The 16,649-nt window shown below is 71.6% G+C and carries 16 protein-coding genes and 1 pseudogene; 15 read left to right on the top strand and 2 right to left on the bottom strand.

Going from position 1 to position 16,649, the window contains the following annotated elements:
• Positions 1–411: 411 nt before the first annotated feature.
• Together ABT342_RS23030 and tgmA are read left to right on the top strand one after the other, a co-directional pair.
• The gene (locus ABT342_RS23030; RefSeq protein WP_351576893.1) at positions 412–696 is read left to right on the top strand and encodes a hypothetical protein; all 285 of its coding nucleotides are present in this window, start codon (positions 412–414) and stop codon (positions 694–696) included.
• A gap of 247 nt (positions 697–943) precedes the next feature.
• Positions 944–1,207, top strand: a complete 264-nt coding sequence (tgmA, locus tag ABT342_RS23025) for a putative ATP-grasp-modified RiPP (protein WP_351576890.1) — start codon at positions 944–946, stop codon at positions 1,205–1,207.
• Between the two features lie 14 nt (positions 1,208–1,221).
• On the opposite strand, the pseudogene ABT342_RS23020 reads toward tgmA, so the two are convergent.
• Positions 1,222–1,515: pseudogene (locus ABT342_RS23020) on the bottom strand (aminotransferase class I/II-fold pyridoxal phosphate-dependent enzyme); the annotation flags it as partial.
• A gap of 137 nt (positions 1,516–1,652) precedes the next feature.
• Between ABT342_RS23020 and ABT342_RS23015 the strand changes: the two are divergent.
• Entirely contained in the window at positions 1,653–2,204 is a 552-nt protein-coding gene (locus tag ABT342_RS23015; protein ID WP_351576886.1) for a Uma2 family endonuclease, read from the top strand.
• Positions 2,205–2,285: 81 nt separating this feature from the next.
• Positions 2,286–4,379: a hypothetical protein gene (locus ABT342_RS23010; RefSeq protein ID WP_351576883.1), complete on the top strand. Its 2,094-nt coding sequence runs from the start codon at positions 2,286–2,288 to the stop codon at positions 4,377–4,379.
• Positions 4,380–4,495: 116 nt separating this feature from the next.
• Here ABT342_RS23010 and ABT342_RS23005 read toward each other — a convergent pair whose 3' ends face one another.
• On the bottom strand, positions 4,496–5,662 hold the full coding sequence (locus ABT342_RS23005; RefSeq protein ID WP_351576880.1) for a pyridoxal phosphate-dependent aminotransferase: 1,167 nt from the start codon (positions 5,660–5,662) through the stop codon (positions 4,496–4,498).
• Between the two features lie 155 nt (positions 5,663–5,817).
• Between ABT342_RS23005 and ABT342_RS23000 the strand changes: the two genes are divergently transcribed.
• The 11 genes from ABT342_RS23000 (at position 5,818) to kynU (ending at position 16,627) form a co-directional block, all read left to right on the top strand.
• Entirely contained in the window at positions 5,818–6,036 is a 219-nt protein-coding gene (locus ABT342_RS23000) for a hypothetical protein (protein ID WP_351576877.1), read from the top strand.
• A 366-nt stretch (positions 6,037–6,402) separates the two neighbouring features.
• On the top strand, positions 6,403–6,921 hold the full coding sequence (locus ABT342_RS22995) for a DUF2617 family protein (RefSeq protein WP_351576874.1): 519 nt from the start codon (positions 6,403–6,405) through the stop codon (positions 6,919–6,921).
• 84 nt (positions 6,922–7,005) lie between these two features.
• The gene (locus tag ABT342_RS22990; RefSeq protein ID WP_351576871.1) at positions 7,006–8,493 is read left to right on the top strand and encodes a polyamine aminopropyltransferase; all 1,488 of its coding nucleotides are present in this window, start codon (positions 7,006–7,008) and stop codon (positions 8,491–8,493) included.
• A 313-nt stretch (positions 8,494–8,806) separates the two neighbouring features.
• Positions 8,807–9,565: an SRPBCC domain-containing protein gene (locus tag ABT342_RS22985; protein WP_351576868.1), complete on the top strand. Its 759-nt coding sequence runs from the start codon at positions 8,807–8,809 to the stop codon at positions 9,563–9,565.
• A gap of 20 nt (positions 9,566–9,585) precedes the next feature.
• Positions 9,586–10,392: an aldose epimerase family protein gene (locus ABT342_RS22980; RefSeq protein WP_351576865.1), complete on the top strand. Its 807-nt coding sequence runs from the start codon at positions 9,586–9,588 to the stop codon at positions 10,390–10,392.
• A gap of 10 nt (positions 10,393–10,402) precedes the next feature.
• A complete protein-coding gene (gene pyrE / locus ABT342_RS22975) occupies positions 10,403–10,942 on the top strand; it encodes an orotate phosphoribosyltransferase (protein WP_351576862.1) in 540 nt (179 codons plus the stop codon).
• A gap of 160 nt (positions 10,943–11,102) precedes the next feature.
• Positions 11,103–12,125: a class II fructose-bisphosphate aldolase gene (gene fbaA / locus ABT342_RS22970; protein WP_351576859.1), complete on the top strand. Its 1,023-nt coding sequence runs from the start codon at positions 11,103–11,105 to the stop codon at positions 12,123–12,125.
• A gap of 206 nt (positions 12,126–12,331) precedes the next feature.
• Positions 12,332–13,864: an MFS transporter gene (locus ABT342_RS22965; protein WP_351576856.1), complete on the top strand. Its 1,533-nt coding sequence runs from the start codon at positions 12,332–12,334 to the stop codon at positions 13,862–13,864.
• A 63-nt stretch (positions 13,865–13,927) separates the two neighbouring features.
• The gene (locus ABT342_RS22960) at positions 13,928–14,341 is read left to right on the top strand and encodes a DUF3151 domain-containing protein (protein ID WP_351576854.1); all 414 of its coding nucleotides are present in this window, start codon (positions 13,928–13,930) and stop codon (positions 14,339–14,341) included.
• Positions 14,342–14,586: 245 nt separating this feature from the next.
• Entirely contained in the window at positions 14,587–15,432 is an 846-nt protein-coding gene (locus ABT342_RS22955) for a tryptophan 2,3-dioxygenase family protein (protein WP_351576852.1), read from the top strand.
• Positions 15,425–16,627, top strand: a complete 1,203-nt coding sequence (gene kynU, locus ABT342_RS22950) for a kynureninase (protein ID WP_351576849.1) — start codon at positions 15,425–15,427, stop codon at positions 16,625–16,627. Before ABT342_RS22955 ends, kynU begins: the two co-directional genes overlap by 8 nt.
• Positions 16,628–16,649 lie beyond the last annotated feature (22 nt).

Genomic DNA, 16,649 nt, shown 5'->3' with positions numbered 1-16,649 from the left:
TACACCGTCCCGGAGCCGCTGCCCGGTGCCCCTAGCCGGGCCCTGCGGATACGCGCCGCGGGCGGTTGGGAGAAGTTCATGCGTCGTGCCGACCTTCCCGAGCCGGAGGAGACGTGAACCCCGTCGATCACGCCGGCTATGAGCAGCACCCCTTGCTGCACCCGGACCACGGCAGCCGACAACATCGCCCCCGCCTGACGCCCAGCACCGAAGGAGCACGATGCATATCCGGCTCGCCCGCATACCCGGTTCGGTGATCATGCAGCCGACGACACAGTGCCTGCTTATGGACTGCACCTACTGCTACCTGCTGTTACGCAAGACAGAGCACCTCACGCCGGTGGAGGTGCCCAAGCTAGTTGCCTGCCCCGTCAACGAGTGGGCCACGAGAAAACCGGAGTTCGAGGTCGTGTGGCACGGCGGGGGCCGCTCGCGGCGGGGCGCGAGCACCTGGCCGCGCTCATGGTCCGGTTCAAGGACGTGAAGCACTCTGTGCAGACCAACGACGCGCTGGTCGATGTCACATGGTGCGAGTTGCTGCTGAAGCGTCAGGTCCACGTGGGCGTCAGCATCGACGGACCCGAGGCTTCCGGGCGCACGTACGACCTCGTGGCGCGGTTCACGGGCCCGCTCATGGTGTTCATGACCGCCGCGTCCGTGGGCTTCTCCACTGCCACGGCGGTGATGCAGCGATGAAGGCGCCGGGACGGCTGTGCGGGGCGATGGCGTGGCTGAGGCCGGAGCACGTCCAACAGGCGAGCCCATGGTTCAGCCCCTGCCGGACGTAGCCGAATCGAGGCTTTCCCAGTTTCGGTCAGAGCCCTCGGCAGGGGGCCCACAGCTCCCGCCCCGGTGGAAGAATCCACTTCAAACCCTGGACAGGTCGAGTGCCTACCGGGGCGGGTCGTAAGTGCAGTGTTCACCACGACCAAGGAGACACACCTTGCAGAGCACCTTCACTCAGCCGGCCCCGGCGCCGTGGGGTATGCGTCGCATGGCTCCGCTCAACAACGGCACCCCTTCCCCGTGGCGGTACGCGGGCATCGACCCGGAGACCCAGACGGGCCGCTGGACCGACGGGGACGGGCAGATGACGCCGGCGGAGCTGGGCAAGCACGGCACGTCCGTCAACACCTACCCGCCCACCCAGGTCAGCAAGGACGGGAAGCAGGACTCCGACTCCGGCCACGACGCGACCCAGGACTAGGAGTACCGCACCCCGGGCAGCTCCCGGCAGAAGGCGAGCCCGTCCTTCTCGCCCAGGGCGGCGATGTCGGTGGTGATGAAGAACGTCCCTTCCGGCCGGAAGACCTCGAAGCCCGCTTCCGTCAGGCCCTCCGTGAGGATGTCCCGCTTACGGCGCAGGTCGTCGCGGAAGTCAGTGAAATAGCTGTCCGGGAGGCGGAGGGCTTCGGCGATGGCGTACTGGAACGGGCCGGAGCTGACGAACGTCAGGTACTGCTTCGCGGTACGGACGGCGGAGATCAGTGGCGCGGACGCGGTGGCCCAGCCGACGCCTTGTTCGTACACCCATTTGCGTGCCGCGCGACGAGCCGCACCAGGGGGATGTCCAGCGACGGCGGTGGGACAGCTGCGGCTCGATAGCAGGGCACTGTCGCCGTATTCTGCCCACACACGGGAAGGAGCCGTCCATGAGCGTCGACGCGATCATGCTCACCGAGTTTCCCAAGGGTTACACCGTCCTGTTCGGAGCCGACGGAAAGGTGATCATGACTCCGCAGAGCGAAGAGCGCTCCAGCACCATCAGGTCGATGCAGATCGACTCTCTCGCCCTCGGTCGTCACGCGAAGGTCACCTCGGACGTCTACATCGACTTCCCCGCCGACGAGAACTCCGCTCCCGACCTTGCGATCCTCCGAGAGGACGCCCGCCGCGAGGGCAAGCGCTACAGCTTCGAGGACGTCCTGCTGATCTCCGAGGTGGTCTCCACCTCCTCCGCGCGCAAGGACTACGACGACTGCACCGCGAAGTACGGCCGCTACGGCATCCCGGTCTACCTGGTGGTGGACCCCTACGCCCAGGAAGTCGTCCTCCACACCCAGCCGACCGGCACCGGTTACATCGCGGCGCACACCCACAAGTACGGCACGGGCAAGCTCCCCATCCCGCTGGCCGACGGCCGCACCTTCACCCTCGACCTCGACGAACTCCCGCGTCCGGAGCCGGAGGCGGACGCCCGCTGATTCCCGGCCAGGTTCCCGGCCGCGACGGGGCGGGTAGCGTGCCACCGCAAGGACTGCTGCGGACAGGTGGGACGGGGTCACATGCGGATGAGGTTCGAGCCCGAGGCCGAGGAGGAGTTCGAGGCGGCGCGTGGGCTGCTCCTCGACCGCCTGGTCCGGTGGGCCGGGGAACAGGGGCAGCCGGTGGACGGGTTCACGGCCGAGGCGATTCTGGACTACCGGCACGGAGCGACCGCCGACGGCCGACTGGGTCTGTGGGAGCCGCGCCACGTGGAGGAGCTCCTGGTCACGTGGCTGCCCCAGAACGTCACCGAGCTCCCTGGGGAGGAACGCTCCGACGCCCCGGGCACACTGCGCACGCTGCTGCGCTATCTGCATGCCGCACAGTTGGCGGACCCGCGCGGCCCCGCCCTCCAGGAATCCCTCGCCGCGGTCGACAGGGCCGCGGAGCAGCACCCGGCGGCGATGGCGGACCGCACTCGCTGGGGTCTGGCGAAGTTCTGGGCGATGACGGCCGCCGAGCAGGGCGTGGACGTCCGGGACGGGGCGGCGATGCAGCGCTTCGCGGACCGGGCGCGGCGCGGAGAAGCCGCCTACGACGAGCGGGCCCTCGAAGCGATCATGGAACGGCGGCTGACCGGCCGCGCGCTGTCCGGCTCAGCCCGTGCCGAGCCGCAGCTGCCCGTCGCACTGCCCGAGGACGACGAACTGCGCCGACGGGCAGAGGCGTCGAAGACGGTGGTGCAGTTGCGTGGACTCACCGAGTGGGCGGGACAGGACGGCCGCCCCGTGACGGCGACGGGACGGCTGCGGATGGCCGATGCCCGAGACCTGGTTGACGCACTCGGCACCGGGGACAAGACCGACGGGGTGCGCTCCTCGGCAGACCTGCCGCGCCTGGGACTGCTGACGGAATGGGCGAAGAAGGCGCGGCTGGTCCGGGTGGTCAAGGGGCGTCTGTACGCGGTGGCCAAAGCGCGGCCGGTGCTGGCCGACCCGCTCAGGCTGTGGCTGTGCGCCTTCGAATCGTGCTTCGAGCTGAGGCAGCACCTGCTCGGGGCGCGCAGCGGCTGGCACGTCGAGTCGATGCTCTTCGACGTCTACGAGGACGTGCTGGGAGATGTGCTGAACACGCTCTACAGCCTGCCTTACCCGATGCCCTGGCCGCGGCTGCGCGACACGGTGCACCTGGCCTATCGGACCTCCTTCCAGCTCGACGGCGGGTCGGATCTCCAGCACCGGATGTGGTTCGAGCACGCCGACCGGGACCTGCGCACGGTGCTCGACCTGCTGGACGGCCTGGGCGCGATCGAGCGAGAGCGAGGGATGGCCGACCCGGTGTTCCTCGATGCCGACCTCTCCGCCGCCGGACCCGAGCTGCTCGCAGACATGCCGCCGGCGGTCGCGCAGCTGCTGGGCGTCGAGGGCCGGACCCCGGACCCGGTGGCGCGGGAGCGGGCCGACCGGCGGCGTGAGGAGCTGACCGCCGGGCCGGTCGAGCTCATCCGTCTCACCGAGCTCGGCACCCGGGCCGTACGGCAGCGACTGCTGGCCGTCGGCCGCGACGCACCCCTGATCGGTGAACTGGCCCAGGCGTCGGCGGCCGGGCTGCTGGGCGTGCTGGCCGAGGAGTACCCGCCGGATGCCGCCCGGGCGGAGTTGGCCGGCTGGATCGCGGCGCGCGGCGAGCGAGAGGCGGCACTGCGGCAACTGACCGACGCGGTAAGAGTCACGGCTTTCCGCACGCGTGCGCAGGCGATGCTCGGCGTGCTGTTGGCGGCGCTGCCGGACGGCGAGGGCGACCGGCTGCTGCGCATGCTGCGCCGCGATCCCCAGCTCGCGCCGCTGGCACTGAACACGTTGGCGCACCATGAACTGCTGTCTCCGGAAGACATGACCGACACCGAGCATCTGCTGGTGCTCGCCGAGAACCTGCTCCAGCTCGTGGAGCTGGCGGGCGGCTCGGGCGGCGCCGAGGAGGCGCTGCGCGCCCAGGGCCCGGAGATCAGGGACGCGATCGCCGCCGCGTCGGACTCCGCGCACCCTGACCGGGCGGGTATGGAGGAGCTCGGGCGGTTGGCTGCCGAGGTGCTGCGCGTTCCCGCCGCCCGTCCCGGCCGCGCCCACAAGCGGGCGCGCCGCGCCGGCGGGAGCGGCCGCAAGCGGCGCCGCTGACCGATGACGGCATCGCCCAGGGCCGCCGGTGCCGGGGAGACCGGCACCGGCGAGGAGCCGGGACAACGGGTGAGTTCCGGCGCCGTACGTCCTCGGCCGGGTGTGCCGCCTGGCGTTCAGGACGAGAGGCTGCGAAGGCGGCTGACTGCCTCGTGGAGGACGTCGTCCTTCTTGCAGAAGGTGAAGCGGACCTGGCTGCGGCCGGCGTCGGGGTCGTCGTAGAAGACGGAGTTGGGGATGGCGACGACGCCGCAGCGTTCGGGGAGGGCGCGACAGAAGGCGTAGGCGTCCTTCTCGCCGAAGGGGGTGATGTCGGTGGTGATGAAGTACGTGCCCTGGGGCTGGTAGACCTCGAACCCGGCCGCGCGCAGGCCGTCGCCGAGGAGGTCGCGCTTGCGCTGGAGGTCGGCGCGGAAGCCGTCGAAGTACGCGTCCGGCAGGCGGAGTGCCTCGGCGATCGCGTACTGGAACGGGCCCGCGCTGACGTACGTGAGGTACTGCTTGGCGGTCCGGACGGCGGTCACGAGATCCCGGGTGCCGGTAGCCCAGCCGACCTTCCAGCCCGTGAAGGAGAACGTCTTCCCGGCCGACGAGATGGAGACCGTGCGCTCGCGCATGCCGGGCAGGGCGGCGATCGGGTGGTGCGCGCCGTGGAAGACGAGGTGCTCGTAGACCTCGTCGGTGACGACCAGCAGGTCGTGCTCGACGGCCAGGGCCGCGATGGCGCTCAGCTCCCCGGGGGTGAGCACCATGCCGGTGGGGTTGTGCGGGGTGTTCAGCAGGAGCAGCCGGGTGCGCGGGGTGATCAGGTCGCGCAGCCGGTCGAGATCCGGGCGGAAGGACGGGGCGCGCAGCGTCAGCGGGACGCGGGTGGCGCCCGCCATCGCGATGCAGGCGGCATAGGAGTCGAAGAACGGCTCGAGGGCGATGACCTCGTCGCCGGGCTCCAGCAGGGCGAGGAGCGCGGCGGCGATGGCCTCCGTCGCGCCGGCCGTCACCAGGACCTCGGTGTCCGGATCGTGGGTGAGGCCGTAGAAGCGCTGCTGGTGCTCGGCGATGGCGGTACGCAGCTCGGGGACGCCGGGGCCCGGCGGGTACTGGTTGCCCCGGCCGTCGTGGATCGCCCGCGCGGCCGCCTCGGCGATCTCGGCAGGGCCGTCCGTGTCTGGGAAGCCCTGCCCCAGATTGATCGATCCCGTCGCCGTGGCCAGGGCCGACATCTCCGCGAAGATCGTCGTCCCGAGACCGTCCAGGCGGCGGTTCAGCAGTGGCCTCGTGTTCATCGGGGCTCCTCGTGGGGTGGGGTTTCGGGCGAGAACCTCTGGACTTGCTCAATTCTGCTTTGGGTCTCCGGGGTCAGGGGGATCCCCCACACACAGGCAATCAGAACGAAGCAATCAGAACGAAGTACTCGGATCGACGGGGGATGGTGAGGACGATGGAGGCACTGCTGATCATCGCGCTCTTCACGTTCGTAGTGATCATCATGCTGGCCACGCGGGGAGCGCGGCGCAGCCGCTCGCGCGGCGGCGGTGACGGCGGCAGCTGGTGGGCCGGTGGCGGCGACGGCGGGGGGTCGTCGTGCGGCGGCGGGTCGTCGTCCTGCGGGGGTGGCGGCGGCGGAGGCGGCGGAGGCTGCGGCGGTGGCGGCAGCTGACGCGGCGGCGGAGGCGGCTGACACGGGGCAGCCGGTCCGTTCCGCGTGAAGACGTCCGTGCGGGTCGAACTCCCGCCGGACGTCTTCGTGTTGACGTGATGTGCAGGTATCCGGGGGTCTTGCGCGCACTTGGGATGGGTTTCCGTTGAACAGTTGAACCGTAAGGCCCCCTAGGGGATGGAAACCCCGGCAAGTTGGGTAAAACCCCTGTGAGCGGCGCGCACTTCGTGATTCCCTCGCTGTTGAGTACCTCCAGCCCTCGGACCTCCTATGGAACCGAGCAGGCGGTCCCCATCTCCTCTGTGCTTCTTCCGGGGCGCCCCGGACCGCCCGTCAACCCGTTACGCGTGTTTGCGGAGCCGACCCATGCTCACGACCCTGAAAACCTCCTATACGGATACCCGCGCGGCCGATCTGGCCTGGGCGCTGGGTCGGGAACCGCTGCCCGCCCTGGCCGTCCTCGATCTCGAACTCGCGGGAGCCAAACTGCAGTTGCGACTCCTCGGCGCCTCCCACCAGGTGCTGCTCGACGAGGAGCACGGCACCTGCTCCGAGACCGTCGCCTGCCTGCCCGGCAGCAGCACACCGCTGCCGCTGGGCGTGGCCAAACGGGTCGGCGAGTGGGAGTACGAATTCGCGGCGCGCGTCGAGACGCTGTCGAAGGGCTCGTTCGCGGGGCGCGCACAGGAGCTGCTGGCGCTGGTCGCGGACCATCCGAACGGGCTCGCAGGTACGTTCCCGGGCTCGCCCCACGCGTTCACGGCGATGGTGGCGCAGCGCCACGAGGGTCAGGTGCGGTGGCGGACGTGGCACGCGTACCCGCAGGAGGGGCAGCTCGTCGTGACCCGCACACGGGTGAGCGCGCGCGTGCCCGCCGGACGCTGATTCCATGCATCCGCATGGCATTTTAGGGCAGTTGCATCCGTGTGGGTGACGTGATGCGACGGATGCGTGACGTAGCGTTACGGCATGATCGACCCGCCTGTCCCTGCACCAGCGTTGACCGTCCGTCCGGGCGCGGGCCGCTTCCTCGTCCTCCTCGTGGTGTTCGTCTGCGCGGCCTGCGGGCTGGTCTACGAGCTCGAACTCGTCGCCCTCGCCTCGTACTTGATCGGTGATTCGGTCACCCAGGCCTCCGTGGTGCTGTCCGTCATGGTCTTCGCGATGGGGCTCGGCTCGCTGCTCGCCAAACGGATGCGGTGCCACGCGGCCGTCGGCTTCGGCGCGGTCGAGGCGGCACTCGCGCTGCTCGGCGGCTGCTCGGCGCTGGTGCTGTACGCGGCGTTCGCCTGGCTCGGCGAGGCGCGGTACGCGCTGGTGGGCTTCTCGCTCGCGATCGGGGTGCTCATCGGCGCCGAGATCCCGCTGCTGATGACCCTGATCCAGCGGGCGTCACGGCGCGGTGACAAGGCCGACGACGCGGCGGGCACCGTCGCCGATCTCTTCGCGGCCGACTACGTCGGCGCGCTCGTCGGCGGGCTCGCGTTCCCCTTCCTGCTGCTGCCATGGCTCGGGCAGCTCACCGGGGCGCTGCTGACGGGCGCGGTGAACGCGGTGGCGGGCGGGGCGCTGGTGCTGTGGCTGTTCCGGCGGGACCTCACGGTGCGGGCGCGGTGGTGGCTGCTCGCCGCCAATGTGACGGTCCTGGCGGTGCTGGCCACCGCGACCGCGCTGGTCGGCGACTTCGAGTCGGCGGCGCGGCGGGCGGTGTACGGCGACCCGGTGCGGGTCGCGGTGCGGACCGGGGTGCAGGAGGTCGTCCTGACCGGGGCCCGGAGCGGGCCGCTCCATCTCTTCCTGGACGGCCGGCTGCGGGTGAGCGGGCGCGGTGAGTGCCGCTACCAGGGTGCCCTGGTGCACCCCGCGATGCGCGGCGGCCCGCACGCCCGCGTGCTGATCCTCGGCGGGGGCGACGGGCTCGCGGCCCGCGAGGTGCTGCGCTACCCCGGGGTGCGCTCGGTGACCCTCGTCGAACGGGACCCGGGCGTGGTGCGCCTCGCCCGTACGGACCCGGCGCTGACGGCGCTGAACGGGCAGGTGTACCGGGACCGGCGGTTGCGGGTGGTGTACGGGGACGCGTTCCGTCGGCTGCGGGCTGCGGGGAGGGTGGATTACGACGTGGTGATCTCGGATCTGCCCGATCCGGGGCAGGCGGCCGGGGACGCGAAGCTGTACTCCCAGGAGTTCTACGGCCTCACGGCCGGGGTCCTCGCGGACGGCGGGCGCCTGGCGGTCCACGTGGGCCCGGACGCGTACTGGACGGTGGACGCCACGATGCGCGCGGCGGGCCTGGCGACCCACCCCTACCGCGCGCGGTCGGCCCCGGGCCGCGGCTTCCTCCTCGCCTCCGCCACCGCGACCCCGCCGCCGCTGGGCCCGCCCGCCCACAGCGCCGCCACGGAACGCTCCCCGGGCGTGCCGCCGTCGACGCTGCTGCACCCGAGGTACGCGCACTGAGGGGTGGGGTGGGGTGCGGGGGTGGGCGCCTGCGGCGGGCTTGTTCCCCTGCCCGCCCCTTCCCGAACTGGGGCTCCGCCCCAGCCCCCGCTCCTCAATCGCCGCAGCGGTTGGAAAATTCAGCCCGTCTGGGGGTCCCCCCACGCCCGCCAGGGCGTAGGGGGAGATTGAGGACACGGCCGGAGGCCGTACGGGGGTCTGGGGCGGAGCCCCAGTTGTCGGGAAGGGCCGCCGCAGGCGTCGGGCCGCGAACCGGTGGAGTTACGCGCGCGAGGGGGGCCACGGCCGCCCGGGCTGAGTAGGCTCGGCTCTCATGGAGCATGAGGTGTTCGTTCCCGTTCCCGCCGAGGCTCTTCGGCAGACGCTCAGCGACCCCGCACGCCTCGCGCGCTGCGTTCCAGGGCTGCAGCAGGACGCCGACGCGGAGGCAGGGCCGCTCGTAGGGCGGTTGAAGGTCAGGGTGGGAGGTCACACGATCACCTACCGGGGCGCGCTGCGGATCGCCGAGCAGGACGGGGGCGACTTCGCCGTCGAGGGGGAGGGGACGGAGGCCCGCGGTAGCGGGGCCGCGAAGCTCGCGTTGACGATCCGGCTCACCCCGGTGGAGGAGGGGACGACCGTCGGCTTCACGGGGACCGCGCACGCGGAGGGCCGGCTCGCGGAGGCCGATCCGGACGCGGTGACGCAGGCGGCGACCCGGCTGCTGAGCCGCTTCGCGTCGTCGCTGGCGAACGAGGCGGCGACGGAAGAGCCGGAAGAGCCGGAAGAGGCGTACGAAGAAGCCGACGAAGACGAAGTAGTCGTCTCCGTGTTCGACGTGGACGTGCCGCCCTCCGCCCTCGACCCCCTCGTCGACGACGAGCCCCCCGCCGAGGCCGCACACGCGCGTCGGACCATGATCGGGCGGAGCGCGGAGGAGGTCGACCACGCCCCGCCGCGCGGACGGTACGCGCCCGTGCCCCCGCCCCAGGCCACCACCGCCGGCGGCACACTGCGCTGGATCGCCCCGGCCGCCGCGATCGCGATCGCCTCCGCCGTCGTCGTGAGCCGCGCGCTGAGGCGCCGTAAGTAGGACGCCAGTACTGTCGGGGTGTGAGTAGCGAAGAATGCGTCCGGCTCGCCGCCGGTGACGTCGAGTTGACCGTCGACCCGGCGGGCGGCTGCCGGATCACGAGCCTGCGGATCGCGGGCACCGAACTGCTGCGCCAGGGGGAGCGGTACGGCTGCTTCCCGATGGTGCCCTGGTGCGGCCGGACGGCGGGCGGGCGGTTCAGCAACGGCGGCGTGGCACACCAGCTGCCCCTCAACTCCCCGCCGCACGCCATCCACGGCACCGGCCGCGACACCTCATGGCGCACCGCCCGCACGGGTCCCGCCGAGGCCGCGTTCACCTATGAGCTCGGCGAACCCTGGCCGTACCGGGGCCTCGTCACCCAGACGTTCGAGCTGACCGAGGACTCGCTGACGCTCCAGCTCGGCATCGAGACGTACGACGTGTCGTTCCCCGCGCAGGCCGGCTGGCACCCCTGGTTCCTGCGCCATGCCTTCCCCGGCGAGAAGGAGGCGCTGATCGACTTCACCCCCGATTGGCAGGAGGAGCGTGGGCCCGACCACATCCCCACCGGCCGCGGGATCGACCTCATGCACGGCCCCTGGGACGACTGCTTCGGGATGCCCGACGGCGTCGACGTCACGCTTACCTGGCCGGACCGGCTGGAGCTCACGGTGAAGAGCCGTGAGGAATGGGTCGTCATCTACGACGAGCAGGAAGAGGCCATCTGCGTCGAGCCCCAGTCCGGCCCGCCGAACGGCCTCAACACCCACCCCCGCCTGGTCACCCCCATCGATCCGCTGGAGGTCGCCGCGACGTGGACGTGGCGCCGGCTGGACAGGGCCTAAGCTCAGGACCATGAGTGACGTACGTGCTGAGCTGCTCCAGCAGATCAAGGACAAGGCCGTGGTGCACGGCAAGGTGACCCTCTCCTCGGGTCGTGAGGCCGACTACTACATCGACCTGCGCCGGATCACGCTGGACGGAGAGGCCGCGCCGCTGGTCGGCCAGGTCATGCTCGATCTGACCAAGGACCTGGACTTCGACTGTGTCGGCGGGCTGACGCTCGGTGCCGACCCCGTGGCGACCTCGATGCTGCACGCCTCCGCCGCGCGCGGCGAGCGCCTGGACGCCTTCGTCGTACGAAAGGCCCAGAAGGCGCACGGTATGCAGCGCCGTATCGAGGGCACCGACGTCAAGGGCCGGCGCTGCCTGGTCGTCGAGGACACCTCGACGACGGGTGGCTCGCCGCTCACCGCGGTCGAGGCGGTCCGCGAGGCGGGCGGCGAGGTCGTCGCCGTGGCCACGATCGTGGACCGGGGTGCCGCGGGGGCGATCGCCGAGGCCGGGCTGACGTACCTGACCGGATACCAGCTTTCGGACCTCGACCTCGCCTGACCTGCGATTTTGCTGAGGGGTGGACCGTTTCACGTGAAACGGTCCACCCCGTACGCATAGACGTGGCGTGTGGTTCTGGAAAGATGAGTGCGACGATGACGTCGCCCCCAGGTCAGGGCCAAAGTTACGCACACCCCCGCACATCCCAAGGAGCGGACAGATGCCCATCGCAACCCCCGAGGTCTACAACGAGATGCTCGACCGGGCGAAGGCAGGCAAGTTCGCCTACCCGGCCATCAACGTCACCTCGTCCCAGACCCTGCACGCTGCGCTGCGCGGCTTCGCGGAGGCCGAGAGCGACGGCATCATCCAGATCTCCACGGGTGGTGCGGAGTTCCTGGGCGGCCAGTACAGCAAGGACATGGTGACCGGCGCGGTCGCGCTCGCCGAGTTCGCGCACATCGTCGCCGCCAAGTACGACGTCACCATCGCGCTCCACACGGACCACTGCCCCAAGGACAAGCTGGACGGCTACGTCCGTCCGCTGATCGCGGTCTCCGCCGAGCGCGTCGCCAAGGGCCAGGACCCGCTGTTCCAGTCCCACATGTGGGACGGCTCCGCCGAGACGCTCGCCGACAACCTGGCCATCGGCCAGGAGCTGCTGGCCCAGGCCGCCGCCGCCAAGATCATCCTTGAGGTCGAGATCACCCCGACCGGCGGCGAGGAGGACGGCGTCTCGCACGAGATCAACGACGAGCTCTACACCACCGTCGAGGACGCGATCCGCACCGCCGAGGCCCTCGGCCTGGGCGAGAAGGGCCGCTACCTGCTGGCCGCATCGTTCGGCAACGTCCACGGTGTCTACAAGCCGGGCAACGTGGTCCTGCGCCCCGAGCTGCTCAAGGACCTCCAGGCCGGCGTCGCCGCGAAGTTCGGCAAGGCCGACCCGTTCGACTTCGTCTTCCACGGCGGCTCCGGATCGACGGCCGAGGAGATCGCCACCGCGCTGGAGAACGGCGTCGTGAAGATGAACCTCGACACCGACACGCAGTACGCCTTCACCCGCCCCGTCGCGGACCACATGTTCAAGAACTACGACGGTGTGCTGAAGGTCGACGGCGAGGTCGGCTCGAAGAAGACCTACGACCCGCGCACCTGGGGCAAGCTCGCCGAGGCGAGCATGGCCAAGCGCGTGACCGAGGCGTGCGCCGCGCTGCGCTCCGCGGGCACGAAGCTGAAGTAACCGCGTTTCGTACCGTACGACGGGCCCGGCACCACGATCCTCGGTGCCGGGCCCGTCGGCCCCCGGACCCCGGCGCCCTGGGCCCGGTCCGGCTCCGCCGATGGCCCTCGGCCCCGGTCCATGGGCCTGTGCCCTGGGCGCCGGGCCCCGGCCCCGGTCGCGGTCCTGCCGTGGCCCTGAGGGCGGGGAGCGGGGATGATCGCGGTATGGAGATCAGGCTGGCGTCCGCCACCGGCCGATGGGTGGTGCTGGCGACCGTCCTCGGGTCCAGCATGGCGATGCTCGACTCGACCGTCGTCAATGTGGCGCTTCCGCATATCGGGGACGATCTCGACGCCGATCTCGCCGCGCTCCAGTGGACCGTCAACGCGTACATGCTCACGCTCGCCGGGCTGATCCTGCTCGGCGGGGCGCTCGGGGACCGCTACGGGCGGCGGCGGGTGTTCGTCATCGGCATCGTGTGGTTCGCACTGGCCTCGCTGGCGTGCGGTCTCGCGCCCAACGCGCCAGTGCTGATCATCGCGCGGGCCCTGCAAGGCGTCGGCGGGGCGCTCCTCACCCCCGGCTCGCTGGCGCTGATCCAGGCCAGCTTCCATCCGGACGACCGGGCGAAGGCCGTGGGGCTGTGGTCCGGGTTCGGCGGGGTCGGCGCGGCCGTGGGGCCGTTCGTCGGGGGCTGGCTCGTCGACGGGCCGGGATGGCGGTGGGTGTTCCTGCTCAATGTGCCGCTGGCCGCACTGTGCGTCCCCGTGTCACTGCGGCACGTCCCCGAGTCACGCGACCCCTCGGCGCACGGCCGGTTCGACGTGCTGGGCGCGGTGCTCGGAGCGCTGAGCCTGGCGCTCGTGACGTACGCGCTGATCGACACGGCGCTGTGGGCCGGGCTCGCCGGCGTCGTCGTCGGCGCCGCCTTCGTGGTCGTCGAGCGGCGGCGCGCCAACCCGATGCTGCCGCCGTCGATCTTCGCGTCCCGGCAGTTCACGGCCGTCAATCTGGTGACCGTGTGCGTCTACGCCGCGTTCAGCGGGTTCTTCTTCCTCGCGGCGCTGCAACTCCAGGTCGTCTCCGGCTATTCGGCCCTCGCGGCGGGCACGGCCCTGCTCCCCACCACCGTGCTGATGCTGCTCCTCTCCGCGCGCTCGGGCGAGCTCGGGGAGCGCATCGGCCCGCGCATCCCGCTGACCGTCGGCCCGCTGCTGTGCGCGGCCGGGATGCTGCTGATGCTGCGCGTCGGCCCGGACGCCTCGTACGTCGTCGACGTACTCCCCGCGATGGTGGTCCTCGGCCTCGGCATGGTGATCCTGGTCGCGCCGCTGACCGCGACGGTCCTGGCCTCCGTGGACACCGCGCGGGCGGGCATCGCCAGCGGCATCAACAACGCGGCGGCCCGTGCGGCGGGACTGCTCGCGGTGGCCGCGCTGCCGCTGCTGGCCGGGATGGGGCCGGAGACGTACCGGATCCCCGAGGAGTTCGCGGCGAGCTTCGCGCGGGCGATGCCGATGTGCGCGGGCGTCCTGGTGCTGGGCGCGGCGATCGCGTGGGCGACGGTCCGGCGGCCGCCGGAGACGTGCGCCCACCCCGAGTGCAAGGTGCACTGCGGGGTCGGGGCGCCGCCTCTGGAAGAGCCGGTGTCCCAGGAGGAGCCCGTGCGGCGGGAAGAGCCGCGGGAGGAACCCCGGGACGAGCCCCGGGAGGGGTCCGCGCGGCGGGAAAGGCCCAAGGACGGCCGATCCGGTTGAAGATCCGGATGCTGTGACCGACCGGCTCCACGGACCACCCGTCGACCTGTGAGACTGGGGCCCATGGCCATCCACGAAAACCTGCTGGGGGGACCCGCCCCCACTCACCTGCCCGACGAACCGGAGCCGCGGGAGCTGCTCGCGAACGGCACGGCGCCCGCCGACGTCGCCGCGAAGTACCCGACCTCCTCGCTGGCCTGGGCCCAGCTCGCCGACGACGCGTTCGCGGCCGGCCGCGTCGTCGAGTCGTACGCCTACGCCCGTACCGGCTACCACCGCGGCCTCGACGCGCTGCGCCGCAACGGCTGGAAGGGCCACGGCCCGGTGCCCTGGGAGCACGAGCCGAACCGCGGCTTCCTGCGCGCCCTGCACGCCCTCGCCCGCGCCGCGCAGGCGATCGGCGAGAAGGAGGAGTACGAGCGCTGCTCGACGTTCCTGCGCGACTCGTCCGAGACGGCCGCGGAGACCCTGGGCTGACCGGCATCTGCGGCTGACCTGGGTGCTTGGCTGACCGGCATCTGCGGCTGACCGGCATCCTCGGCGCCCCGGGCCCATCGCTGACCTGGACAGTCGTCCGACCGAGGCGGGCGCCCCTTCCCGGGCGTCCGCCTCTGGCGGTGGGGGCGGAGGTTCCGCTTATGATGCCCGCAGGGGACCGGAGCTCCGTAACCGACGATGGAAGGGGCGGACCGCTACCCGGACACTTGTGTCAGGAGACAGCGATGTCGCAGTATCCCGATGCCTCCGGAGCCGGTTCGGACACCCCGAACCTCGACTTCGCCGGCACGACCCCGTACGAGGACTACGTCCAGGCGGATGTCCTCACCCACCTCCAGCACCCGCTCTCCGAAGACCCCGGAGAGATGGTCTTCCTGGTCACCACCCAGGTCATGGAGCTGTGGTTCACCGTCATCGTCCACGAGTGGGAGACCGCGTCCCGCGCGCTGCGCAGCGACGACCTGACGGTCGCCAGGGACGCGCTGAAGCGTTCCGTACGTGAGCTGGAGGCGCTGAACGCCTCCTGGAGGCCGCTGGCCCAGCTCACCCCCGTGCAGTTCAACTCCTACCGCGCCGCGCTGGGCGAGGGCTCCGGCTTCCAGTCGGCGATGTACCGGCGCATGGAGTTCCTGCTCGGCGAGAAGTCGGCGTCGATGCTCGTCCCGCACCGGGGCGCGCCCCGCGTCCACGCCGAGCTGGAGAAGGCGCTTCAGGAGCCGAGCCTGTACGACGAGGTCCTGCGGCTCCTCGCGCGCCGTGGCCTTCCCGTTCCGCGGTCCGTCCTCGACCGCGATCTCGCGCAGCGCTACGAGCCGTCGCCCGAGGTCGAGCAGGTGTGGGCGGCCGTGTACGCGGACGAGGACCAGCACGCCGAACTCGTACGCCTCGGGGAGGCGTTGACCGACGTCGGCGAGCTGGTGTGGCGCTGGCGCAACGATCATCTCGTGGCCACCCGCCGCGCCATGGGCTCCAAGACGGGCACGGGCGGTTCGGCGGGCGTCGCCTGGCTGGAGAAGCGGGCGACGAAGAACGTCTTCCCCGAGCTGTGGACGGCGCGCAGCCATGTCTGAGTCGCTCGCGCAGAAGGCCGCGGCGCTGGACGCCGCAGACGAACTGGTCAAGCAGCGCGAACTGTTCGCGCTCGACGAGGGCACGGTCTATCTGGACGGGAACTCGCTGGGCGCCCTGCCCCGCCACGTCCCCGCCCGCATGGCCGATGTGATCACCCGCGAGTGGGGCGAGCTGCGCATCCGCTCCTGGGACGAGAGCGGCTGGTGGACCGCGCCCGAGCGCATCGGCGAGCGGATCGCGCCGCTGGTCGGCGCGGCCCCCGGGCAGATCGTGGTCGGCGACTCGACGAGCGTGAACGTCTTCAAGGCGCTCGTCGCGGCCGTCCGGATGGCGGACGATGACCGGGACGAGATCGTCGTCGACGCGTCGACCTTTCCCACGGACGGGTACATTGCCGAGTCCGCCGCCCGGCTCACCGGCCGCCGCATCGTGCCCGTCACCCCGGCGGAGCTGCCCGCCGCGCTCGGCCCCCGTACCGCCGTCGCGCTCGTCAACCACGTCGACTACCGCACCGGCCGGCTGCACGATCTGCCGGCGCTCACGGCGGCCGTGCACGAGGCGGGCGCGCTGGCCGTCTGGGACCTGTGCCACAGCGCGGGCGCGCTGCCGGTCGGCCTCGACGCGCACGGCGTGGACCTCGCGATCGGCTGCACCTACAAGTACCTGAACGGAGGCCCGGGTTCACCGGCGTACCTGTACGTCGCCGAGCGTCACCAGGCCGCCTTCGACTCGCCCCTGCCCGGCTGGAACTCGCATGCCGACCCCTTCGCCATGACGCCCGGTTTCGCGGCGGCGGACGGGGCGGTGCGGGGCCGGGTCGGCACGCCGGACATCCTCTCGATGCTGGCGCTGGAGGCGGCGCTCGACGTCTGGGAGGGGGTCTCGGTCGAGGCGGTACGGGCCAAGTCGCTCGCCCTCACCGACTTCTTCCTGGAGTGCGTCGAGGCGTACGTCCCCCAGGGGAGGGTCGCCTCGCTGACGCCGCGCGCGCACGCCGAACGCGGCAGCCAGGTCGCCCTGTCGTGCGAGCGGGCGCCCGCCGTCATGGAGGCCCTGATCGCGCGCGGAGTGGTCGGCGATCTGCGCCGCCCCGACGTGCTGCGATTCGGGTTCACTCCGCTGTACGTCGGTTTCGCGGACACCGAGCGCGCGGCGAGGGTCCTCGCCGACGTCACGGACGGCGTGTTCGGCTGATCGCGGAGGGCCGGGGGCCCGA

This window comes from Streptomyces sp. NPDC000410 (genome assembly GCF_040300305.1).
GTDB lineage: Bacteria > Actinomycetota > Actinomycetes > Streptomycetales > Streptomycetaceae > Streptomyces.
Note: the sequence above shows the minus strand (reverse complement) of the source record. Positions and strands in the feature narration are given on the sequence as shown.